General features: G+C 34.5%; 25 protein-coding genes. 1 reads left to right on the top strand and 24 read right to left on the bottom strand.

The features are described 5' to 3' along the window. Positions 1-58: 58 nt before the first annotated feature. The 19 genes from DTUR_RS04130 to DTUR_RS04040 form a co-directional block, all read right to left on the bottom strand. A complete protein-coding gene (locus DTUR_RS04130) occupies positions 59-1,498 on the bottom strand; it encodes an AsmA family protein (RefSeq protein ID WP_012583178.1) in 1,440 nt (479 codons plus the stop codon). Next, positions 1,482-2,783 (bottom strand): UDP-N-acetylglucosamine 1-carboxyvinyltransferase, encoded by a 1,302-nt coding sequence (gene murA / locus DTUR_RS04125; RefSeq protein ID WP_012583177.1) that lies wholly within the window; start codon positions 2,781-2,783, stop codon positions 1,482-1,484. The genes DTUR_RS04130 and murA overlap by 17 nt, the downstream gene beginning before the upstream one ends. Before the next feature lies 1 nt (position 2,784). Then, positions 2,785-3,408 (bottom strand): uracil phosphoribosyltransferase, encoded by a 624-nt coding sequence (upp, locus tag DTUR_RS04120; RefSeq protein ID WP_012583176.1) that lies wholly within the window; start codon positions 3,406-3,408, stop codon positions 2,785-2,787. A 2-nt stretch (positions 3,409-3,410) separates the two neighbouring features. Continuing rightward, positions 3,411-4,655, bottom strand: a complete 1,245-nt coding sequence (locus DTUR_RS04115) for a serine hydroxymethyltransferase (RefSeq protein ID WP_012583175.1) — start codon at positions 4,653-4,655, stop codon at positions 3,411-3,413. Next, positions 4,652-5,098: a ribose 5-phosphate isomerase B gene (rpiB, locus tag DTUR_RS04110; protein ID WP_012583174.1), complete on the bottom strand. Its 447-nt coding sequence runs from the start codon at positions 5,096-5,098 to the stop codon at positions 4,652-4,654. Before rpiB ends, DTUR_RS04115 begins: the two co-directional genes overlap by 4 nt. After that, positions 5,095-5,538, bottom strand: a complete 444-nt coding sequence (locus DTUR_RS04105) for a low molecular weight protein arginine phosphatase (protein ID WP_012583173.1) — start codon at positions 5,536-5,538, stop codon at positions 5,095-5,097. The genes rpiB and DTUR_RS04105 overlap by 4 nt, the downstream gene beginning before the upstream one ends. Positions 5,539-5,540: 2 nt before the next feature. Continuing rightward, positions 5,541-6,557 carry an L-threonylcarbamoyladenylate synthase gene (locus DTUR_RS04100; RefSeq protein ID WP_012583172.1) on the bottom strand — a complete coding sequence of 339 codons (1,017 nt, stop codon included), beginning with the start codon at positions 6,555-6,557 and terminating at the stop codon, positions 5,541-5,543. Further along, the gene (gene prmC, locus DTUR_RS04095) at positions 6,548-7,405 is read right to left on the bottom strand and encodes a peptide chain release factor N(5)-glutamine methyltransferase (RefSeq protein WP_242603748.1); all 858 of its coding nucleotides are present in this window, start codon (positions 7,403-7,405) and stop codon (positions 6,548-6,550) included. The genes DTUR_RS04100 and prmC overlap by 10 nt, the downstream gene beginning before the upstream one ends. Next, positions 7,380-8,483 carry a peptide chain release factor 1 gene (gene prfA, locus DTUR_RS04090; protein ID WP_012583170.1) on the bottom strand — a complete coding sequence of 368 codons (1,104 nt, stop codon included), beginning with the start codon at positions 8,481-8,483 and terminating at the stop codon, positions 7,380-7,382. The genes prmC and prfA overlap by 26 nt, the downstream gene beginning before the upstream one ends. Continuing rightward, the gene (locus tag DTUR_RS04085) at positions 8,461-9,345 is read right to left on the bottom strand and encodes a DUF1385 domain-containing protein (RefSeq protein ID WP_012583169.1); all 885 of its coding nucleotides are present in this window, start codon (positions 9,343-9,345) and stop codon (positions 8,461-8,463) included. The genes prfA and DTUR_RS04085 overlap by 23 nt, the downstream gene beginning before the upstream one ends. Next, a complete protein-coding gene (locus DTUR_RS04080; RefSeq protein ID WP_012583168.1) occupies positions 9,335-9,931 on the bottom strand; it encodes a thymidine kinase in 597 nt (198 codons plus the stop codon). Before DTUR_RS04080 ends, DTUR_RS04085 begins: the two co-directional genes overlap by 11 nt. 5 nt (positions 9,932-9,936) lie before the next feature. After that, entirely contained in the window at positions 9,937-10,593 is a 657-nt protein-coding gene (gene thyX / locus DTUR_RS04075; RefSeq protein WP_012583167.1) for an FAD-dependent thymidylate synthase, read from the bottom strand. 2 nt (positions 10,594-10,595) lie between these two features. After that, on the bottom strand, positions 10,596-10,802 hold the full coding sequence (gene rpmE / locus DTUR_RS04070) for a 50S ribosomal protein L31 (RefSeq protein WP_012583166.1): 207 nt from the start codon (positions 10,800-10,802) through the stop codon (positions 10,596-10,598). A 120-nt stretch (positions 10,803-10,922) separates the two neighbouring features. Then, positions 10,923-11,186 carry a stage V sporulation protein S gene (locus DTUR_RS04065; RefSeq protein ID WP_012548757.1) on the bottom strand — a complete coding sequence of 88 codons (264 nt, stop codon included), beginning with the start codon at positions 11,184-11,186 and terminating at the stop codon, positions 10,923-10,925. A gap of 45 nt (positions 11,187-11,231) precedes the next feature. Next, entirely contained in the window at positions 11,232-12,020 is a 789-nt protein-coding gene (locus tag DTUR_RS04060; protein ID WP_012583165.1) for a TIGR00282 family metallophosphoesterase, read from the bottom strand. 2 nt (positions 12,021-12,022) lie between these two features. After that, positions 12,023-13,534, bottom strand: coding sequence for a ribonuclease Y (gene rny, locus DTUR_RS04055; protein WP_164931065.1), 1,512 nt, complete (start codon positions 13,532-13,534; stop codon positions 12,023-12,025). Then, on the bottom strand, positions 13,530-14,597 hold the full coding sequence (gene ispG / locus DTUR_RS04050) for a flavodoxin-dependent (E)-4-hydroxy-3-methylbut-2-enyl-diphosphate synthase (RefSeq protein ID WP_012583163.1): 1,068 nt from the start codon (positions 14,595-14,597) through the stop codon (positions 13,530-13,532). The genes rny and ispG overlap by 5 nt, the downstream gene beginning before the upstream one ends. Continuing rightward, positions 14,594-15,640, bottom strand: coding sequence for an RIP metalloprotease RseP (gene rseP, locus DTUR_RS04045; RefSeq protein ID WP_012583162.1), 1,047 nt, complete (start codon positions 15,638-15,640; stop codon positions 14,594-14,596). The genes ispG and rseP overlap by 4 nt, the downstream gene beginning before the upstream one ends. A 44-nt stretch (positions 15,641-15,684) precedes the next feature. Further along, a complete protein-coding gene (locus DTUR_RS04040) occupies positions 15,685-16,632 on the bottom strand; it encodes a carbohydrate kinase family protein (protein ID WP_012583161.1) in 948 nt (315 codons plus the stop codon). 100 nt (positions 16,633-16,732) lie between these two features. On the opposite strand from DTUR_RS04040, the gene DTUR_RS04035 reads away from it, so the two are divergent. Next, complete coding sequence (locus DTUR_RS04035) at positions 16,733-18,421, top strand: alpha-amylase family glycosyl hydrolase (RefSeq protein ID WP_012583160.1); 1,689 nt, start codon at positions 16,733-16,735, stop codon at positions 18,419-18,421. Here DTUR_RS04035 and DTUR_RS04030 read toward each other — a convergent pair. The 5 genes from DTUR_RS04030 to holB are packed head-to-tail and all read right to left on the bottom strand — an operon-like array spanning position 18,363 to position 23,463. Next, positions 18,363-19,538: a divergent polysaccharide deacetylase family protein gene (locus DTUR_RS04030; protein WP_012583159.1), complete on the bottom strand. Its 1,176-nt coding sequence runs from the start codon at positions 19,536-19,538 to the stop codon at positions 18,363-18,365. The genes DTUR_RS04035 and DTUR_RS04030 overlap by 59 nt on opposite strands. After that, entirely contained in the window at positions 19,514-20,809 is a 1,296-nt protein-coding gene (locus tag DTUR_RS04025) for a replication-associated recombination protein A (RefSeq protein ID WP_012583158.1), read from the bottom strand. Before DTUR_RS04025 ends, DTUR_RS04030 begins: the two co-directional genes overlap by 25 nt. Further along, positions 20,802-21,581 carry a hypothetical protein gene (locus DTUR_RS04020; RefSeq protein ID WP_012583157.1) on the bottom strand — a complete coding sequence of 260 codons (780 nt, stop codon included), beginning with the start codon at positions 21,579-21,581 and terminating at the stop codon, positions 20,802-20,804. The genes DTUR_RS04025 and DTUR_RS04020 overlap by 8 nt, the downstream gene beginning before the upstream one ends. After that, positions 21,581-22,483, bottom strand: a complete 903-nt coding sequence (locus DTUR_RS04015) for a PSP1 domain-containing protein (RefSeq protein WP_012583156.1) — start codon at positions 22,481-22,483, stop codon at positions 21,581-21,583. The genes DTUR_RS04020 and DTUR_RS04015 overlap by 1 nt, the downstream gene beginning before the upstream one ends. After that, positions 22,483-23,463 (bottom strand): DNA polymerase III subunit delta', encoded by a 981-nt coding sequence (gene holB / locus DTUR_RS04010; RefSeq protein ID WP_012583155.1) that lies wholly within the window; start codon positions 23,461-23,463, stop codon positions 22,483-22,485. Before holB ends, DTUR_RS04015 begins: the two co-directional genes overlap by 1 nt.

The following is a 23,463-nucleotide window of genomic DNA, read 5'->3' as shown; positions in this document are numbered from 1 at the left end:
AAAACAAAATTCCCTTTAGCCTTTAAGTCTTTGTAAGAAAAACCTAAAATCTCAACCTTTAACCTTTTTGGAAAAAAAAACTATCACCAAAGGGCAAATTAAAATCTATATCTTCATTTTCAAAATTAAATTCTATGCTCTCAGCAGAATAATCTCCAAGTTTACCATTCTCAATAATACCACTCACTGAAATTTTCCATTTTTTATCCTTCTTAGCTTCTATAGTAACGTCTCCTTTTCCCTCCATCTTAGGAAGATTAAAAATCTCTGCTATTTTCTCTATCTTAACATTATTAGCCTCGAGATTTAAATTGATAAGAGTACTCTTTAGATCAAAGGAAATTTTTCCATTTAAATTACCAAGATCAAGATCTCCTAAAATTTTTGCATTTACTAAAGGCAATTTAGAATCTATATCTATCTTTATATTATTAAAGTCAAAATTATAAATAGACCCTTTTTCCGCAATAATATAACCCTTTATAATAGCATTTTCCCAAGATTCGGAAATAGAAAATTCCCCCTTTGCCTTTCCCCTCAAATTAATGCTACCTTTAAAAAATTCTTTGTCTATTTTCTCCAAATTTAGACTCTCAAAACTTATGTTCATTTCAGGTTTAGGAGTAGCTTTGCCTAAGAACTTTATATCCGCATCCCAAAGATTTCCTCTCCCATCAAGAATATTTATATTTTCCCCATCAATCTTAACTTTTGTACTCACATTTACAAATTTAGGAGTAAAAGAAGCAATTCTACCTTCCACATTAAAAGCATTAATCTCTCCAGATACAACCCAGTCATTCTTATCTCCCTTGGTATTGATCCAGCCCGTAAAGTAACCCTTCTCAATATAAAATATATTGGGTAAAAACACTCCCGCCCATACATCTGCTAAGGCATTTTTAAATTCAAAGGTTAGATTACCCTCCTCTTTTGAAAAGTCATAAGTACCATAACTTTTTATCTCTTGATTATTAATAGAAGTAGACACACTATAGGTAATCATTTGATTCTTCCAATACAAATTACCGTTTACTTTTTGGACTTCTATATCTTTTTCAGTCTTTAAGTCCCTAACAACTACTATCCCGTCCTTAATCTTTGCCTTTATTTCTATACTAATATTATTTGCATTATTAGACTTTGAAGTATCAATCCCAGGTATCTGAGGAAAAGTCCATTCTCCCTTTTCATTATGAATAATAATCATTTTAGGCTTAGTAAGTTCAATATTAATGGGAGAAAGTTTTAAAGGATTTTGAAGAGAAATACTTACATTAGAAAAAGTAGCAAAATTTGCTACTTCCAAAGTAGATATTTCCACTTTATTTGGGAAAATATATTTTACATCTTCCGCTTTAGCATATTTTCCAAAATTCTTTTCTAGGATATAAGAAACTAAGGACTTTGCCCACCAAGGAGAAGTGAGAGCCAAAAGTATTACTATGGAAAAAATCACAAGAAAAAGAATTAGAAAACCTTTAATTAGCTTCTTCATAGTAAACCCTTTTGATCTTAGCACCCAAATTTGATAACTTATCTTCTAAAGCCACATAACCTCTATCAATGTGTTCTCCCACATCTAATACCTCTGTAGTTCCTTCCGCTACCAAACCAGCAAGAACAAGAGCAGCGCCAGCCCTCAAATCAGTAACCTCCACAGGTGCACCTTTAAGCTTCTCTACACCTTGAATTAAAGCTGTTCTACCATCTATGCTTATCTTGGCGCCAAGGCGCAATAATTCTCCTACATGAAGAAATCTATTCTCAAACACTGTCTCTACAATTAAACTACTTCCTTGAGCAAGACTTAAAAATACCATCATTTGAGGTTGCAAATCAGTAGGAAAGCCGGGATATGGCATAGTAGTCACCTCTATACCTTTCCAATTCTTTGCTGCTTTAATTCTTACTTCCTTATCCTTGATTTGAAAACTTTCCACTCCTGCTTCTTTTAATTTTATAAATAAGCTTTGTAGATGCTCCGGTTCGACATTTTTTATAATCAAATCTTTTCCTAACATTACACCAGCAATAATAAAGGTTCCCGCAGCAATTCTATCGGGTATAACTTTATAGTAATCTACAGGTTTTAAATCTTTCTTTCCCTTTATATAAATAGTAGATGTGCCTAAACCCTCAATTTCTGCTCCCATCATCTTCAAAAAATTTCCCAAATCCACAACCTCAGGTTCACAGGCAGCATTCTCGATAACCGTCTCACCTTCCGCCATAATTGCAGCCATCATTATATTTCTTGTAGCACCTACACTGGGCTTGTCTAAATGAATTTTTGTGCCTTTTAAACCCTTTTTAGCTCTTGCACACACATATCCCTTTTCCACAGTAACTTCCGCACCCAAACTCTCAAAACCCTTAATATGTAGATCTACAGGCCTTAAACCTATTCTACATCCACCAGGATAAGGAATCTCAGCCTCGCCAAAACGAGCAAGCAGAGGTCCCATCAATTCAAAAGATGCCCTCATTTTAGAGACTAGCTCATAGGGAGCTCTATATCCCTTAGGTTCTCCTTTTATATGTACTTTATCACCCTCTAAGAACTCTACTTCCATACCTAAAACCTTTAAAATCTCTGCCATAGTAATGTTATCTTTAACTGGAGGAACATTATCCAAGATTAGATCTCCCGAATTCAGTACAGAAGCAGCCATTATAGGAAGAGAAGCATTTTTACTTCCCCATATCTCTAACTCTCCTCTAAGTTTATGTCCTCCTTCAATAACAAACTTATCTTTTCTCACATGTAAATCACCTACCATATTATTTTGTGCCAAAAAGTCTATCTCCTGCATCGCCTAACCCCGGTATTATATATCCATGATCATTTAATTTTTCATCTATAGCAGCAGTATATATATCCACATCAGGATGACTATTTTTCAAAGCCTCTATCCCCTCAGGAGCACTTATAATACAAACAAACTTAATGTTTTTAACTCCCTTTGTCTTTAAAATTGAAATAGCTGCAATGGCAGAACCACCCGTTGCAAGCATGGGATCTACGACTACAACTTCTCTTTTATCTATATCCTCTGGAAGTTTTGTATAGTATTGAACAGGTTTAAGAGTATTAGGATCTCTATAGAGACCAATATGACCTACTTTTGCCGAGGGAAGAATCCGCAACATACCTTCGGCCATGACAAGACCAGCCCTTAAAATTGGAACTATAGCCAAATCCTTATTATTAAGAACTTTACCTTTTGCTATACCTAATGGAGTTTCAACTTCCACCTCTTTTGTGGGTAAATTTCTTGTAACCTCATATAACATAAGGCTTGAGATCTCAGAAAGAAGTTCTCTGAATTCCTTAGGTTCTGTACTTTTATCTCTTAGTTTTGTTAATTTGTGTTGTACTAATGGATGATCTACCACTATAACCATTTTTAATTCTCCTTTCTATAAATTGGAAATTGCTTACAAAGTTCTTCTACCTCTTTTTTAACCTTCTCTTTCACCCTCTCATCCTTAAAGTTAGAGAGAACCTCATGAATCAATCTCGCTATATACCTCATCTCGTCTTCCTTCATACCCCGAGTAGTTAAAGCAGGAGTTCCTATTCTAATCCCACTGGTTATTGTAGGAGGTTGAGGATCAAAAGGAATAGCATTTTTATTTACCGTAATACCTGCCTCCTCAAGAGCCTTTTCTGCTTCTTTTCCAGTTATTCCCTTATCTCTAAGGTCCACTAACATTAAATGATTATCTGTTCCTCCACTAACAAGCCTATATCCAAGTTTTATAAGTTCCTCCGCCATAGCCTTCGCATTTAAAACTATCTGCTTTTGATATTCCTTAAATTCAGGACTCATTGCCTCTTTAAAAGCCACAGCCTTAGCAGCTATTACATGCATCAAAGGTCCACCTTGAATACCCGGAAATACAGCCTTATCAATTTCCTTAGCAAATTCCTTTTTACACAGAATAAATCCACCTCTTGGACCCCTCAAGGTTTTATGAGTGGTGCTTGTAACGAAATGTGCGTATGGAACAGGAGAAGGATGTAGTCCTGCAGCAACAAGTCCAGCTATATGAGCCATATCTACCATGAAATATGCTCCCACATCTTCTGCTATTTGAGCAAATTTTTCAAAATCTATAATCCTAGGATAAGCACTTGCACCAGCTACTATCAACTTAGGTTTCAGTTCTTTAGCTAAATTCCAAACCGAATCGTAATTTATCATTTCTGTATTTTTATCTACTCCATAGAAATAAAAATTATATAACTTTCCAGAAAAATTAACAGGACTTCCATGAGTTAAGTGCCCTCCATGAGCTAAATTCATTCCTAAGACTCTATCCCCAGGATTGAGAACTACAAAATAAACAGCCATATTAGCTTGACTACCAGAGTGAGGTTGGACATTAGCATGTTCAGCTCCATATATAGCTTTTACCCTCTCTCTTGCTATATCTTCTACTTTATCCACATAGAGACATCCACCATAATACCTTTTTCCAGGGTATCCCTCAGCATATTTATTAGTCAAAACCGAACCCTGAGCCTCTAAGACCGCCCTACTCACAAAATTTTCAGAAGCAATAAGTTCTAAATGATACTCTTCCCTGTACTCCTCGCTTTTAATAGCCTCATAAATTTCAGGATCAACCTCTGGTAAATACCTCACAGCTCATCCTCCTCAATCATTGAGATTTTATCTATCCTTACCTTATGTCTGCCTCCAGTAAACTCAGTATTTAACCATACTCTTACTATCTCCTTTGCCAAGTCAAAACCAAGAATTCTACCTCCTAAAGTTAGTATATTGGCATCATTATGCTCTCTACTTAATTTTGCCTCATAAGGATCTCTACATAATGCAGCTCTTATTCCTTTCACTTTGTTTGCCACAATACTCATACCTATTCCTGTCCCACAAATCAAAATCCCCTTTTCAAAACCACCTTTTGCTACTGCTCTCGCAACAATGATTCCATAATCTGGATAATCTACCCTTTCAGGAGAATAAGTTCCAAAATCATGGTAAGATATATTCCACTCCTCAAGCCAACGTTTTAACTCCTCTTTTAACATATAGCCTGCATGATCTGCTCCTATAGCAATCTTCATATCTCTACCCTCTCTTTTAAATTTTCAATAATTTTTATTATTTCTTTTTCTATCTTATCACGAACCTCTCTATATTTTTCAATATCTAAGCCAAAAGGATCCTCAATATCCTCTTCCCCAAGAGTCAAGATTTTATTTTTAAAATTAGGATACATCTCTTTCAAAATAAATAACTGATCCTTAGTCATGGTGTAGACTATCGATGCTTCTTTAACCAAGTCAATAGTTAATCTTTTAGATCTGTGAGAAGAAATATCTATGCCTTTCTCCAACATCACCTTTACCGAAAACTGAGAAGGCTCTCTACCTTCAAAAGCAAAAATACCTGCAGAGGTTACTTCTATATTGTAAACATTCATTTTTTCCATTATATCTTTAAATAGATATTCTGCCATAGGACTTCTACAGGTATTTCCAGTACATACAAATACAATCTTCATGCCTATTTTTCCCCTGCAGCTCTTCTTAATCTATCCATTACTGCAAGTCCAAGTCCTTCTTCAGGAAAAGACTCAGAAATTATTATATCTACTTCTTTCTCTAATTTACGTAAATAAAAAAATAAATTTAAAGCAATCTCTGTCAAATTTTTTCTACTTCCTATAACATATTTCTTGATCTTATCAGAATAAAGGTTTTCGTTCTCCTTAGAGACCAAAACACCCACTTTTTTCCCTTCCTTTAACCAGTCATTTATTTTATTTTGCCATATTTCATTAAACTCTTCAACAATATACAAGGGAACTTTTGGAGCATAATGTCTATACTTCAAACCAGGAGATGGAACATCTTCTTTTGATTTCTCTTTATTCCAAACCATCACTTTTTTACCAATTACTCTTTCAATTTCTTCTTTGGGACATGCTCCTGGCCTGTAAATAATAGGAGTATCAGTAGTTATGTCGAGTACAGTAGACTCAACTCCAAAATTCACATCACCCCCATCAATAATTATGTCAATTTTATCCTCTAAATCCTCAATGACATGTTCAGCTTTTGTAGGGCTTGGTCTTCCAGAAACATTAGCTGAAGGAGCTGCAATAGGTTTACCAAAAACTTCAAGAAGCTTAAGAGCTACTTTATTCATAGGTTGTCTTATACCAACCTTAGGGCTTCCAGCAGTAACAACATCATCTACAAGATTAGATTTATAAAATATGAGTGTTAAAGGACCAGGCCAAAATTCCTCCATAAGCTTCTCCGCTATAGAAGGAACATTCTCAGTAAGACTATAAACTTGCTCCTTTTTACCCACATGAACAATAATAGGATTATCTGGAGGTCTTCCTTTTGCTATAAAAATTTTCTTAACCGCCTCTGGATTCAGAGCGTCTGCTCCAAGTCCATAAACTGTTTCTGTAGGAAAAGCTACAAGTCCTCCTTTCTCAAGTACCTGAGCAGCTTTTTTTAACACCTCTATATCTGGATTTTCTTTATCCACCTTATATATTAATGCCATATAACTTTTATAACCCTCTCATGTCCTAAGTAATCTCTAAAAGATTCTATTATTACACTATCAAAAAAATTTTTGAGAATGTTTAAAACTTTATGATATATATAAGGAGATATCTCTAAAATAGCAGTAAAGTTTTTACCTCTTTTTTTCAAAAGAGTAAAAAGTTTCCTATAAAACTCACATCCGTCCCAGCCTCCATAAAGAGCCTTCCAGGGTTCTTTCTTGACCTCTTTTTGTAAAAAAGGAAATTCCCAAGAGGCTATATAAGGAGGATTACTAATTATGAGTTCAAAATCAACGTTTCTATGAACCATTGGATAAAGAAGGAAACCAAAAAAGAATTCAATTTTATCTGAGACTTTATGCTTTTTAGCATTAAATCTTGCCACTTTTATTGCTTCTGGAGAAATATCACAAGCGTATATTTTAATATCCTTAAACTCCTTAGCAAGGGTTATAGAAATATTTCCACTACCAACTCCTATCTCTACTATCTTCTTATATCCTTCTTTTAAAATAGTATCCTTTGCCACCTCAATTAGTATCTCCGTTTCACTTCTTGGAATAAGGACTCCTCTTTCAACAAAAAGTTCAATGTCATAAAACTGTTTCTTTTCAATTATATAATTTAAAGGAATTCCCTTCTTTCTTAAATCTAAAAGCTTCTTAAGCTTTTCTACTTCTTCGTCAGTTAAAAAATCAATAGTATATATAAAGGCTCTATCCTTATTTAATACAAAAGCTACTAATAACTCAGCTTCTAACCATGCTGATTCAGGATTAATTTCTTTAATCTTATTATTCAACCATACAAGAACTTCTCTAAGAGGTTGCGCCAACTTCTTCAAAGAGTTTCTTAATTTGCTCTTCTTTCTCAGCAAGAATCAACCTATCAATAAACTCATCTAATTCTCCTGATAAAACTTCTTCTAACTGGAAAGAGGAGTAATTTATTCTATGATCTGTAACTCTTCTTTGTGGAAAATTATAAGTTCTAATTTTTTCACTTCTCTCCCCTGTTCCAACCTGCTGTCTTCTCTGAGAAGCTATCTCATTTTCTTTTTCCCTTTGATAATATTCATAAAGTCTTGCCCTCAAAACCTTCATTGCCTTCTCCCTATTTTGATGCTGTGATCTCTCATCTTGACATTGAACTACAATACCCGAAGGAATATGGGTAATTCTTACACCTGACTCAGTCTTATTAACGTGCTGACCACCAGCCCCACCAGATCTAAAGGTTTCTATCCTCAGATCTTTGGGATCAATCTCAACCTCTATCTCTTCCATTTCAGGAAGTACAGCTACTGTAGCAGTAGAGGTATGAATTCTCCCGCTTGACTCCGTTATTGGTACTCTTTGAACCCTATGTACTCCACTCTCAAATTTTAATCTACTATATGCTCCTTTTCCTTCTACTATAAATATTATTTCTTTAAAACCACCCAGTCCTGTAGGATTAGAGCTTACAATTTCAACTTTCCAACCCTTCTTTTGAGCATATCCCAAATACATTCTAAAAAGATCAGCAGCAAATAATGCAGCCTCCTCTCCTCCGGTTCCTGCTCTTATTTCCATAATGATGTTTTTCTCGTCGTTAGGATCCTTAGGTAAAAGAAGGGCTTTCAACTCAAATTCAACTTTTTCAAGTTTTTCCTGAATATCTTCTAATTCTGTCTCTGCAAGAGAACGCAAATCTTCATCTTGTTCCTCTTTAACCATTTCCTCAAGATCTTCTTTTTCCTTTAGTAACCTCTTATATTCTCTAAATTTGTCAACAATCTCTTCTATCTTTGCTCTTTCCTTTAATAAAGATTGATATTTATTAAAATCAGAGATAACATCCTCTTTAGCAAGAAGACCTTCTATCTCTTCAAATCTTTTTTCTATCTCTTCCAATTTATCAATGACTAACTTCTGAAGCATAGTCCTCCTTTGTCACCTCCTTTAAGGCAACAATAGCTGTCTCAAGTTGAGAATCATCAGGCTCTTTCGTAGTAAAATACTGCATCCATAATCCGGGAGTAAGAACTATTTTCCAAAACCATGAATCGGTATGTTGAGAACCTAATCTTATTATCTCATAAGATAGGCTAAAAATTACAGGAATCAATAGTATTCGGGAAATAATTCGAAGTAAAAAAGTTTGCTGTCCTAAAAAGGCGAAAATAACTATACTTACAATCATTACCACAAGCAAAAAAGAAGTACCACATCTTGGATGAAAACGAGAGTATTTTCTACAGTTCTCAACAGTCAACTCCTCTCCCGCCTCATAACAGAAAACAGTCTTATGTTCTGCACCGTGATATTGAAATACTCTATAGATTTCTTTAATTTTCGTTATACTGAACAAATAAAACACAAAAATGACAAGTCTGACTATTCCTTCTAGAAGCCTTATAATTATTTGAGATGATATATGTTTTTCGATGGGCTTCACCACTAATAAAGGTAAAACAATAAAAATAATTACAAAAAAGACAAATCCAAGAAGCAATGCTAAACCAATCTCCCAATTACTATCAATCTTTTCATCCTCTTTAAAGGCTACCTGTGTTGAGTAGTTTAATGCCTTAATACCCCAAAAAAGAGAATCCATCAATATCATTAACCCTCTTAAAAAGGGAATTTGAGTCCACTTTTTAAAATAAGGCTGAAGCCTTTCCTTTTTGACCACAATTTGCCCATCAGGGTCTCTCACAGCAACTGCTATATCTATTCCTTTCCTCATCATTACCCCTTCATATACCGCTTGTCCACCAACTAAATCTTTCTTATTTTTCATCTTCCTCTCTCCTTAATACTACATGGCAATGTCTACACCTTGCCTCATAAGTTTCAAAAGCCCCTACAAGTATTATAGGATCATCATAATAAGCTGGTTTACCATCTATTATTCTTTGAGTTCTACTTGCCACATTTCCACACTTCATACATATGGCATGTAGCTTATCCACATACTCTGCTACCGCCATTAAATAGGGCATTGGACCAAAAGGTTCCCCTCTAAAATCCTGATCAAGCCCAGCCACAATAACCCTCTTGCCTCTATCTGCAAGTCTCTGACAAACCTTTACAAGCCCCATATCAAAAAACTGTCCTTCTTCTATGGCCACCACTTGAGTATCATCCTTTACTAATCTCTCAATATCAGCGCTACTACTCACAGGAATTGCCTCGATCTTTAGTCCTGTATGAGAAGCTACATAATCTTTATCATATCTTATATCTAAACTATGTTTAAAAACCTGAACCTTCTGCTTAGCTATCTGAGCTCTTCTTACTCTCCTTATCAATTCTTCACTCTTGCCACTGTACATTCCTCCACATATTACCTCTATCCATCCCGATGCTCCACTAACAATCTCCATTTTTCTCACCTTCTCTCTGGAACACAAGTCTTCCCTTCTGGACATGGACCTCTAAAACATGGAGGACCAGCATCAGAAAAAATTGTAGGTGCCACATTTCTCACCAATTCAAGCATCTTCCATGCAAGTTCCCTTATCTCCCATTGAGCAGAATTACAAGTTCTCAAAGTGAAAAAGTGCATCAATTCTCTTGCATTCATAGTAACTATTATTTTGGACTCTATAGCTTGTGGTAAAAGATACCTTGCATCCTCCTTAGGAACCCCTAGCTTTACCAACTCCTCATATGCATCAAAAGCTCTTTCAATTAGATCTCTGTATACATTTAGCCTTTGTTCTTCTTTCTTTATGGTTTCAGGAATAACATACTCATCCTTTATCTTTACATACCTTTGACTCTGCTGAGAATAAGAAGCAATTCTATGCCTTACTAATTGGTGAGTGGTCACCCTTGAAACTCCTTCGATATAAAAAGTAAAAGAGGCGTGTTCAAATATAGACATATGTTGGAGTTTTTTAGCTTTATTAAGCAAACGAACAATTTCTTCTGGAGTTAGCTTTTCTTCTAACTCCTCAATACTTCCTTGATAATGACAAAGACGCATTGCCAGAGCACATACTTTTTCTGGCTCTGGCGTATAAGAAATTAATTTAACCTTCAATTTTACTTAATTTCCCAATTATATTTTTTAGTAAATCTTTCTACTCTTCCCTCGGTATCTACGAACTTTCTTTGGCCTGTAAAGAATGGATGACATTTTGAGCAGATTTCTACAGTCATATACTCTTTTGTAGATAAAGTCTCATAAACCGCGCCACACGCACAAACAATTTTTGCTTTCTTTAACTCAGGATGAATTCCTTTCTTCATATTTTTAACCTCTCCTTTCTACATATTTATACCTTGTGAATTATACCATAAAAAAATTATGAGGCAGAAGGAGAAATTCCCTTCTGCCTCCTGATCCTTTCTTTTCTGACTCAGTAGAATTTAGCGGGGCTCTACAATGAAACGGATGGCTGTTCTTTCTTCTCCATCAATCTGTACATCAGTAAATGCTGGAATACAAATCAAGTCAATACCACTTGGAGCTACATATCCTCTTGTGATAGCTATTGCTTTAACAGCTTGGTTTACAGCTCCAGCCCCTATTACTTGAATTTCTGCGCGACCTTTCTCACGAATTACACCAGCTAATGCACCTGCCACTGCATTGGGATTAGATTTAGCTGAAACTTTTAATACCTCTACCATAAACCTACCTCCTTTATATGTTCTTCCCATGGCTGACTTTTAAAATTATTTAATCTCTCCCCTCCTTTGTAATCTTATAATATTTTTTGTTTTTCCGCTTTCTTCTTCTACCTCTATAATCACCCCTTCCATTTTAAAAAGTCCTTTCTCTGGTACATTAAATTTTTGAGGTATTTGGAGAAGAAATTTTTTAAGAACAGCCTCCTTTTCAACCCCTAAAATCGAATCATAAGCCCCACACATCCCCAGGTCTGTTATATAACCCGTCCCCCCTGGTAGAATTCTCTCATCAGCTGTCTGTACATGTGTGTGTGTACCTACCACTGCTGTTACCATTCCATCTAAAAAATAACCCATAGCTATTTTTTCTGAAGTTGCTTCAGCATGTACATCCACTATTATTATTTTAGTATCTTTTTTCATTTCTTCAACTATATTTTTAACCACATAGAAGGGATTTTCAATAGGCTCCATGAATATTCTACCTTGTATATTAATTATACCCACTTTTTTGTCCATATGTGTTAAAACCAAATATCCTCTTCCAGGAACCCCTAAGGGATAATTAGCTGGCCTTAATATTCTCTCATATATATCCAATAAGGGTATACCTTCCTTTTTATCCCAAATATGGTTGCCACTGGTAAAAACATCAATACCATATTCAAATAGCTCCTTTACTACACTTTCAGTTATACCAAACCCTGAGGCAGCATTTTCAATATTTGCAACTACAAGGTCAATATTGAACTCTTTCTTTATTTGAGGCAGAAGAAGTCCAACCCCTCTTCTGCCTATCCTTCCCACTATATCTCCTAAGAAAAGTATATTCATAACTATTTTGCGTACTCTACAGCTCTTGTTTCTCTAATCACAGTAACTTTAATTTGCCCAGGATACTCCATCTCTTTTTCAATCTTTTTTGCAATTTGATAAGCAAGCCTTGTGGCTGTAAGATCATCTACTTCTTCTGGACTCACTAGTACTCTAACCTCTCTTCCAGCTTGAATAGCGTACGCCTTCTCTACTCCAGGAAAAGACATAGCAATTTCCTCTAATTTTTCCAGTCGCTTTATATATATCTCAATACTTTCTCTTCTTGCTCCAGGCCTTACTGCAGATATACTATCAGCCACCTGTATTATAACATCTAATGGTTTAATTAATGGAATTTCTTCATGATGAGCTGCCACAGCATGTACTACATCAGGATGCTCCCCGTATTTCTTTAAAAGTTCAGCACCCAATACAGCATGAGATCCCTCTACCTCATAATCAATTGCCTTTCCTATGTCATGAAGAAGTCCTGCCCTCTTAGCAAGATTTACATCCATATGAAGTTCAGCAGCAATTATTGTTGCAATCTTAGCAACCTCAATAGAATGTTGTAAAACATTCTGCCCATAACTGGTTCTATAATAAAGTCTTCCTAAGGTTCTTACTAGGTCAGGATGAATATTCTGAATACCAACCTCTATCAATGCCCTTTCTCCCTCTTCTCTTATTCTATTCTCTACTTCTTTCTTGGCTTTATTTACCATTTCTTCGATCCTTGCAGGATGAATTCTACCATCCTTTACTAACCTTTCCAAAGCAATCCTTGCTATTTCTCTTCTCACAGGATCAAAGGAAGAAAGAACTACAGCCTCAGGTGTATCATCTATAATTAAGTCAACCCCAGTTAAGGTTTCAAAAGTCCTAATATTTCTTCCCTCTCTTCCAATAATTCTTCCCTTCATCTCCTCACTGGGCAAACTCACTACAGAGACTGTAGACTCCACAGTATGATCTACCGCACATCTTTGTATTGCTTCCATTATTATCTCTCTCGCTTTTTCTTCAGCTATTTCTTTATATCTTGCTTCAGCCTCTTTTATCCTTAATGCAATATCTTTTTGAATCTCATCCTCTACATGCCTTAATAATATTTCCTTAGCCTCTTCCTTGGTCATTTGAGCCACTTTTTGAAGCTCAATTATAGCTTCTTCTTCCAATTTTTTAATATTTTCAAGTCTGTGATTTATCTCTTTTTCTTTATTAGCAAGAATCTCCTCTTTCCTCTCTAAGTTTTCCTCCCTTTGAAGAATCCTTCTCTCAAGATTTATAAGCTCATTTCTTCTCTCTCTTATCTCCCTCTCAGCTTCACTTCTTAATTTAAAAATCTCTTCTTTTGCCTCAAGAAGAGCTCTTCTTCTCTTCTCCTCAGCCTCTTCCTCAGCTTTCTTTTTTATCTCCTCAGCTCTTTTTTCAGCAAGTTGAACAGTTTTGCTTTCTATGTACTTTCTAACAAAATATCCCATCCCTATACCTATAACGAACAGTAACACAGCTACTATTAAAGTGCTAATTTGAGTTCACCTCCTTGATCTTAGTTAGTTCCTCTTCTAATTCGGAAATTATTCTCTCGAAACTAGTCTCTTTGATTATTTTCCCTTTCTTAAAAATTATAACTCTTTCTTTAGATCCTGTAATACCAATATCAGCCCATTTGGCTTCTCCCGGACCGTTGACTTCACAGCCCATCACAGCAATTACCAAGTTTAAAGGATAATCCCCAAACCTTTTTTCAATTTCCTTTGCTACCTCCTGAACTGGAAAATGCGACCGAGCACACATAGGACAAGCCAAAACCCTTAATCCCTTCCTTCTCAGCTCAAGGCTATCAAGAATTTCATACGCAACTTCAACCTCTTTATCAGGAGGAGCAGACAAAGAGACCCTTATAGTGTCACCTATACCCTCATAAAGAAGGATGCCCAAGCCCACCGACGATCTTATAGTTCCAGGAAATAAAGTACCTGCCTCCGTTATACCAATATGCAGAGGATAATCTACCTTTTCTGATAAAAGCCTATAGGCTTCTACTGTTAAAGGTACAGAGGAGGCTTTTACAGATATTACAATATCCGTAAAATCATTGTCCTCTAAAAGCCTAACTTCATTAAGAGCACTTTCTACTAATGCCTCTGAAGTAAGTCCACCATATTTTTCCAGAATTTCCTTAGGTAAGGATCCAGCATTACTACCAACCCTTATAGGCACCCCCCGAGCCTTTGCCTCTTTGGCAATAATAGAAACATATTTGGGATTTTTAATGTTACCAGGATTCAGTCTTAACTTATCTACCCCTTGTTCTAAAGCTGTCAGAGCAAGACGGTAATCAAAATGTATGTCAGCTACAATAGGGATAGGACTTTCCTTTTTTATCTTTCCCAGTGCAAGAGCCGATTCTTTATCAGGTACTCCAACCCTAACAATCTCACAACCCTTTTTAGCAAGTCTCCTTATTTGCCTTACGGTAGCTTTAACATCCACCGTAGGTGTCTTAGTCATAGTCTGAACCCTTATAGGATTATTACCACCTATCTCTATATTACCAACCTTTACAACTCTTGTTATTTTTCTCTTCATTTCCTTAAGTTTAGTATATCAAAAAAGGTCACAATTATCATTAAAAACAACAATATCAGCAAGCCAATCCAATGAACCATCTCTTCTTTTTTTGTTTCTATAGGCTTTCCTCTTATTTTTTCAATTATTACGAAAAGAATTCTCCCACCATCAAGAGCAGGTATAGGAAGTAGATTAAATACTCCAAGCTGTACACTCAAAACACCAAGAAAGTTCAAATAATATATTAACCCCATAGAAGCAACCTCTCCTGTCATTTTAGCAATTCCAATGGGTCCTGCAATAGATACACCTTGTACCCCATTAAACAATGCTTTGAAAACATAAAATATTAAAATCAAGGCATTTATAAACATCAAAAAGCCATTCTTAACAGCAGTGGGAAGAGAATATCTCTTAGGAACAGTTTTAAAAACAATTCCTATTATTCCTCCTTTTCTTTCCTCACTCCATTCAGGTACAACTTTGATATTCACAATTTTTCCATCTCTTTCTACCTTAATTTCAATCTCTCTTTTTTCTCCTGGAGATTTTATAGATCCGGTAATTAACTTAACCGCATCAGAAATATCCTCAATCTTTTTTCCATCAATGTATAAAATCCTGTCTCCTGGCAAGATTCCCGATACGCTGGCTGGTTTGTTTTCCAAAACTTTATCCACCACAGGAATAGGCTGAGGAATCCCTATAAGGAAAATAGCCATAAAGAGAATTATCGCAAAAATAAAATTCATAAAAGAACCAGCAAAAAGAATTAAAAATCTTTGCCAAGGTGCCTTTTTATAGAACTTCCTATCCTCTGGAACACTTTCCACCTCTGGAATATTAATATCATCAACTCCTGCCATTTTTACGAATCCACCAATAGGAATAAGTCTTAGTACGAATTTTGTTTCCCTTCCCTTTATCTCTAAAATCTTAGGACCAAAACCTACGGCATATTCATAAACCCTAACTCCAAAAACCTTTGCAAAAATAAAATGTCCAAACTCATGGGGTATAGTAAGTAAGGCAAATAATATCAAAAAAAATATTAAATCCATATTCTATCTCTCCTTAACCCACAAATTTCTTAAAAACTTTTCCTTCAATAATACCTTTTAAGCATAAAATTTTCAACTTCAGACAAATATGGTGGCTCTGCGCCCTTCTTAGTACAGGTTAACGCCGAGACCGTATTAGAAAAATCCAAGGCATTTTCAAGCTCTTCCTTAGTTATACTTTCTAAAAAATTCTTATTCAGTTTCCCAATAGAATTTAAATAATATAAAAATCCTCCCATAAAAGCATCTCCTGCTCCTACTGTATCAGCAACTTTTACTTCTTTACCCTTAGAAAAAGCAGAAAAGAATTTAGTATAGCCTTTTGATCCTTCCTTACCTAAGGTTACAAGAAAGATCTTTACACCTCTTCTCAGAAAATATTTAGCAAGCTCATCCGTATCCTCTGTCTCATAAAGCCAAGTAAGATCTGCAATGCTTGCCTTTAAAATATCTACATATCCAATCCAAGTTTCAAATTTTTTTAAGTAATTAACTTTATCTTTTATTAGATTAGATCTTACATTAGGGTCAAAAGAAATTGATACCTTTCCATGATTTTGACTCATCATTTTTTCTAACACAAAGCAACCTGGTTCTCGTATCATGGAAATTGATCCAAAATGAATAAGCTTGATTTTTTCAGGATCTATGTAGGGCATATCCTTCTCTTCTAAGGATGTATCAGCAGTATTTTCGCCATAGAAAACAAAATGAGGTTCTCCCTCCTTTAGAATGACAAAGGCAAGAGTAGTTGATTTCTCAGATCTTAACACAAAAGATGTATCCACATGGTTATTTCTTAATTTTTCAATTAACATCTCTCCAAAAAAGTCCTTGGAAATTTTACCAAAGAATCCACAAAGTGTTCCTAACCTGCCAAGAGTGATTGCCACATTATAGGGCGATCCACCTTCCTTAGGTACGTAAGCTACCTCTTTATTTATTTCTATAGGGGTGAAGTCTATAAGAGCCTCTCCACATGCCAAAATCATTTTTTATTACCCTCCTAAGATTATGTTTGTATAATCATTATAAACTATGATAAACTATGATAAAATAATTAACACGAGTTAATTTATTGGAGGTATAAAGATGATATATGACGACAAAATATTTGGAGATCTATCTCATAGAGAGTTCTTAGCTGAGAGAGAAGCTAAAAAGCTTGAAGAGGTAAACTTAGAAGAAATTTTCCCTGAAGATCCAAAACCAGAAGATGAAATAGAAATTACTTTTAGTTGTCCAATAAATTTTTATCCTAATTCAGTCCAAATTATTAGAGAAGATAAAGAATTATATACTCTCAATGTATATGACAGAGAGACTCAATGGAATGACAGTGTTTTTAACTTTAGTGAAGTCGTAAAAATAAAAATACCTGCTTTAAAAGAAAAAGGCGTATACCAAATTCGGCTATTTAGTATAGATAAAAAATTTTATGAATATTACTTTCCAATAGATAATCACGAACCCCCCAAATGGAGTGATGAAAGCATTATATATCACATATTCATTGATAGATTTGCTAAGGATGACAAAGAGGTGATTCTTTCTAAAAATCTCAAAGAGAAATTGGGAGGGAATTTGAAGGGAATAATAAGTCACTTAGATTATATAGAAAATCTTGGAGTAAACGTTATATGGATCTCTCCCATATTTAAAAGCACTTCCTATCATGGCTATGATATCGAAGATTATTTTGAAATTGATCCTTTATGGGGAACAAAGGAGGATTTAAAGAGGCTTGTAAACGAAGCCTTTAAAAGAGGTATTAGGGTGATTTTAGACTTTGTTCCTAATCATATGTCCCACAATAATCCATTATTTCAAGAGGCATTAAATAATAAAAATAGTAAGTTAAGAGACTGGTTTCTATTTAAAGGAGATGATTACGAAAGCTTTTTTGGAGTAAAATCAATGCCAAAGATAAACCTAAGGAACAAAGAAGCAATGGAATATATTATAAATGCTGCAAAATACTGGATAAAGGAATTTGGAATTTCTGGATATAGAATGGATCATGCTACAGGACCTGATATTAACTTCTGGACTATCTTCTATTACAGGATGAAGTCGGAGTTTCCAGATACTTTTTATTTTGGAGAGATTGTTGAAACTCCAAAAGAAACAAAAAAATACATAGATAAATTTGATGGGACTTTAGATTTTTATCTTTTCAAAATCATTAGAGATTTCTTCATAGGTAAAAGTTGGGAACCTAAGGAGTTTTTAAGAATAATTGACTTAGAAAACAAATTCTACGGAGACAAGTTTAAGAGGCTTTCTTTCCTCGAGAATCATGACTCAAATAGATTTTTATGGGTTGCTAAAGACAAAAACTTACTTAAATTAGCCTCTATCTTTCAATTCTCTTTAAACCCCATTCCTATAGTTTATAATGGTCAAGAAATGGGTTGTAACCAATTTAGAGACATAATAGAAGGAAATAAAACCCTACATGAGTACACAAGACTTCCTATACCTTGGGATGAGGGTAAACAAGATAAAGAGCTTATAGAATTTTACAAGAAATTGATCAACATTAGAAAAAAACATCCCTCTCTTTATAAAGGAAGATTTATTCCCATATTATCAAATCTAGTCTCGTTCATTAAAGAGGATGAAGAGGAATCTATACTGGTATTAATAAACCCAAACCATAAGGAGGAAATTTTTAATCTAAACGGAATTTATAAAGACTTATTTAGTGGGAACATTTATACTAATTCTTTAAAGGTAAATCCAATGAATGCTCATTTATTGCTTCGTATAAATCACTAATCTTTACCAAATCCACGTCAGCAAAAAATCCCTCCTTTTCAAGTTCTTTGAGTACCTTGATTGTCTTAGGTCTGAGGTGCAAAATAAATACTCCCCATCCCTTACTCTTTGCCATATTAATTGCTTTTAAAAATCTTAGTCTTATCTTATTCTCATCGTTCTCATGATCAATAAATAACATATTTTCAAGAGAAGGAATCCCTGAGCTATTTGCCATCTTATACGCTACACTACCTAAAATGGTTTTACTGTCAAGAAAAGCTAAATTATACTTTTTAAAAACATTTATTACTTTTTCCATAGTTTCAGGGTCCTTTGTAACCTTTGATCCCATATGATTATTAACCCAAGAAACCTTAATATTCCCAAATCTCTTAAGATGGGTCCTCACTATATTATCAATTTCATCCTCATTCATCCCAACCATTATCGCTTCTGCTACTAAATATTTCGCATCTTTTGGATAAGTTATAGACTCCATTGGAAGGTGCATCATAATCTCCCAACCTCGCTCAAAAATTTTTTCTGCTACTTTTTCAGCTTTCCTTGTAGGAATTATAGATATATTAAGGGTGTACGGAAAACTTAAAAGTTCATGAACCCAATAGTTGTCTTCTACTACATCATCTACTACGAAAGCGATTTTAGGAAGAACTCCACTTATTCTACTAATGGGGAAATAAAGATTCAATATTTTAACATCCTTTGTCTCTCCAGAAGGAAGGGAGTATTTTTTATAAACTTGATATTTTTCAACTAACTTATCGGAACTTTTAACCTTTCTAATAATTAAATTTTCAGACTTTAAGGTTGGCAAGAGAAAATATTTAATCATTAAGTTTTTATAATAAATAGAGTAAACTTTATACCCTAACACATAATCTCTAAACTCTTCATTTTTATCTTCAACAAGGTACTTATCTATTTCCTTCTCATATACCTTTATAATCTCTTCTGCAATCTTTGTATCAAGATTTAAAGATAATTTTTCCCTTACAACTTCACCTTTATTTATCTCCTCTCCTTTTTCTATTTTTCTATCCTCTCCACACCCTCCTAACCACAAAAGGAAAAAAATCAAAATTAAAAGAATTACTTTTTGTATCTTTCTTTCCATAAATTCTCTAACCTTTCTCTTATCATTTTTTCCTTGCCTTGATCTGAAGGACTATAAAAAATTTCCCCTATATCTTCTGGAAGATACTTCTGTTTTACAAAATGATCTGGATAATCATGAGGATAAATATATTTAGGAGAATTGCCCCTTAAATGTTCTGGAATTACTGATATGCCATGTTCTTCAATATATCTCATGGCCTTATCAATTCCTATAATGATACTGTTACTCTTAGGGGCAGTTGCTAAATATACCGTTGCCTCTGCAAGAGGTATTCTTGCTTCAGGCATACCTACCACATCCACAGCATAATAAGCTGATTGAGCGATAACAAGAGCAAAAGGATCAGCCATGCCTATATCTTCAGCTGCGTGTATAATTAACCTTCTTGCTATAAATCTTGGATCTTCTCCTGAAAGGAGCATCTTTGCAAGATAATATAGAGCAGCATCAGGATCGGATCCTCTTATACTTTTTATAAAGGCAGAAATAGTATGATAATGTTCATCTCCCCTTTGATCATACCTAAAAATCCTTTTTCCAATAACTTCCTTTACTATGTTCCGAGTAATAATTAGTTTTCCATTTTCAGAAGGAGCGACCATAAAAGAAGCAAGTTCTAAAGTATTTAAAGCTATTCTCGCATCACCATTTGCAAATCTAACAATTTCTTCCATAGCATCCTCGTTAATCTCTAAATCCCTCTCTCCAAGTCCCCTCTCCTTATCTTCTAAAGCCCTCTTTATAATTCTCTCAATGTTTTCCTTAGAAAGAGGCTTCAATTCTACTAATCTACACCTTGATAGTAAAGTAGTATTTAGGCTAAAAAAGGGATTTTCTGTAGTTGCCCCTATAAGAATCATTATTCCCCTTTCTACAAAAGGAAGAAGCACATCTTGTTGAAGCTTATTAAAATGATGTATTTCGTCAAGGAAAAGTACTGTTCTTTTATTATAAAGTTCAAGATTTCTTTTTGCTTTCTGCAAAGCTTCCTTTAACTCCTGTACCCCCACAATAGCAGCATTAAGTTCTATAAATTCAGCATTTATAGCCTTTGCCAAAAGTACTGATAAAGTAGTTTTTCCAGATCCAGGAGGGCCATAAATGATGAGAGATGGAAGATACCCTTTATTAATAGCTTTCCTCAAAAAAGATTTTTCTCCAATAATATCCTCTGCCCCAAGGAACTCCTCAAGAGTTCTTGGTCTCATCCTAAAAGAGAGGGGTTCATAACTATTATCCTCTTTAAATAATCTTTCCTGCTTATCCATTCAAAAAATCTCTAAAAACTAATTGAAAATTTTTAACCATCTCACCCTTACTTTGCATTATATATAAACTTTTATCAAACGCATATATCCCTTCTTTTAATTTTAAAAGTACATTATTTTTGTCTTTAGCAAATCTCTTATCAAGAAGATATTTCACATTCTCCGTTATATTTCTCTCAATTTTAAGAGTAGTATCAATAAAAAGTATAGTAATCTTAGGTTTTAATTCCTCCCTTCTTCGAAGAAACTCCCAAATTTCCCTTAATCTTACATTGTTAGGAGGACTGGTTTTACATTCTATATATAGTAAATATCCCTCAAGAATAGAAAGGACGTCAAAGTCTCCTCCACCCTTTAGTTCTCTGATTTTTACACCCCAAACTGTAGGCATCTTAAACTCCTTCACTAATAAACCAGATATATACCACTCAAGAGTTTCCCCAAAATTATCAATATAGGGATAGGAAAAATAATAATTCTCATTAACTAAAGTTAAAATTCCGCTTTTAACTAGAAATTCCCAGTATTCTCTTATCTCTTCTAAATTCCATCGGGAAAATAGTTTTTCAAGATTGACCCTTCCATTATCCTGAGAGTGAATTATATCACTTAATAGTCTTCTAAACCTATAATGAGAGAGGAAATTAAAATAGTCCCCTTCTAAGGATAAATCCTTGGGTAATATTATCCTTTCTTTTTGACAACATTCGTCAATTTGATAACCCCTTCTCCAAAAAAATAGCTTAATCTCCTCAAGAGAAACAGCTTCCATCAGCCTTGCTCATCATCTTCTTCTAACATCTTAAGTATCTTCTCAAGAACTTTATCTTTATCCCTTTCTTTTTCCTCTTTCGTATAGATTTTCTCAATCTCGTCTAAAGAGACTAACTCTCTTCTTTCTTCATCAAACTCCACAACCAGCTTATTTAACGGTACATGATGATCTACAACCACTCCTTTTCCTTGTCTCGTCTCCACTACTGTACCCTTAGGAGGTAAATTCGCTTTTATATCTTGATATGTCTTATATTCGTAAGACAAACAACACATTAATCTTCCACAAATACCAGAAATTTTTAACGGGTTTAAAGCGAGCCCCTGTTCCTTTGCCATCTTTACCGAAATAGATTCAAAATCCTGAAGATAAAGATGACAACAAACTTCTCTTCCACAAATTCCAAGACCTCCTAAATACCTTACCTCATCCCTTACTCCCACTTGATGCAATTCAATCCTGGTCTTATATTGAGCTGCAAGTTCCTTTACTAACTCCCTAAAATCAACTCTCTCTTCAGATGCAAAATGTATAGTAATTTTACTGTAATCAAAATTAATCTCACAAGCAAGCATTTTCATAGGTAAATTCAAAGTCTTAGCTTTTTCTTGTGCAAATCGAAGAACTTCTCTTTCTTTTTCTCTATACTCTTCTATTTTTTTTAAATCATCCTCAGTTGCTCTTCTCAATATAGGTTTTAGAGGAGAAGGGGGTTCAAAATTTTCTGAAGGAACAAAAGGAGGAATTACTACTCTTCCCGCTTCCATCCCTTGAACAGTCTTTACTATTACCACATCTCCCACTTTCAGATCAGGATCAGTGGTTGAGAAATAATAAACCTTCAAACTTCTTAATCTTATTCCTACCACGTATATACTTTCTTTATCCTCAAGCATCATCACGAGCCCAAACCTACTCTCAAAAATAAAGTCTCTAAAGTCAACAATAAATTAGCATTATTTCTAATACCTCTTATAGCATCCTGAGTTAATCTAAAAAAGGTTTTTAACTCTGAAATTGAATATTCCTGAGATTTTCTTGCTATCTCTACAGAAAAATCTTTTTGAGTGATATATTTTTCATCTCCTGTAAGCTTCCAGAAAAAGAGATCTCTCCACCAAAAAAGAACAAGCTCAAGTAAGCTTATGATCTTCTCATTATCCTTTTCTTCTGCTAAAAAATCAACAAGGTCAAAAGGAGAATATAATTTGTCTTTCTTAAGAAGGGTAAGATATTTAAATAGTTCTACCCTTTTTGTCCAATTATTTTCATCATTCCAAAAAAAAGCCTTTCCTACACTTCCTTGGGATAAATTTACAAGAACTTCAAGCCTATCTTCAGGAACTTTATCTTCTATTATCCGCCATACTTCTTCATAAGTCAAATACGTAAAGTTTATGATTTGACTTCTTGAAATAATTGTAGGTAGTAATAATTCAGGTCTGTAAGCTATCAGAATAAACAATGTATGCTCTGGAGGTTCCTCTAATATCTTCAAAAGAGCATTAGCCCCCTCATTTCTTAATTGATGTGCTTCATCTAATATAAACACTTTCAAATCACCTATGTATGGCTTTACATATGCTTCTTTTCTCAATTCTCTTACTTGTTGTATTTTATACCATTGTCCCTCGGGCTCAATATAGAATAGGTCAGGATAAGAAAGGTTTTTAATAGCCTCACAAATATCACATTTACCACATCCCTCAAAGGGTTCTATCTTACAATTTAAGGCTTGAACAAGAGAAATTGCAGTTAGTTTTTTACCAACGCCTTCGGGTCCTACAAAAAGATAAGTTTGAGATAACCTATTTTCATGAATAGCTTTTCTCAATATTTCTACTGCTTGTCTTTGACCAACTATTTCCTTAAATGCCAT

The organism is Dictyoglomus turgidum DSM 6724 (genome assembly GCF_000021645.1).
Lineage (GTDB): Bacteria > Dictyoglomota > Dictyoglomia > Dictyoglomales > Dictyoglomaceae > Dictyoglomus > Dictyoglomus turgidum.
The sequence above is the reverse complement of the archived record's forward strand: the minus strand, read 5'-3'. Positions and strand labels throughout refer to the sequence as shown.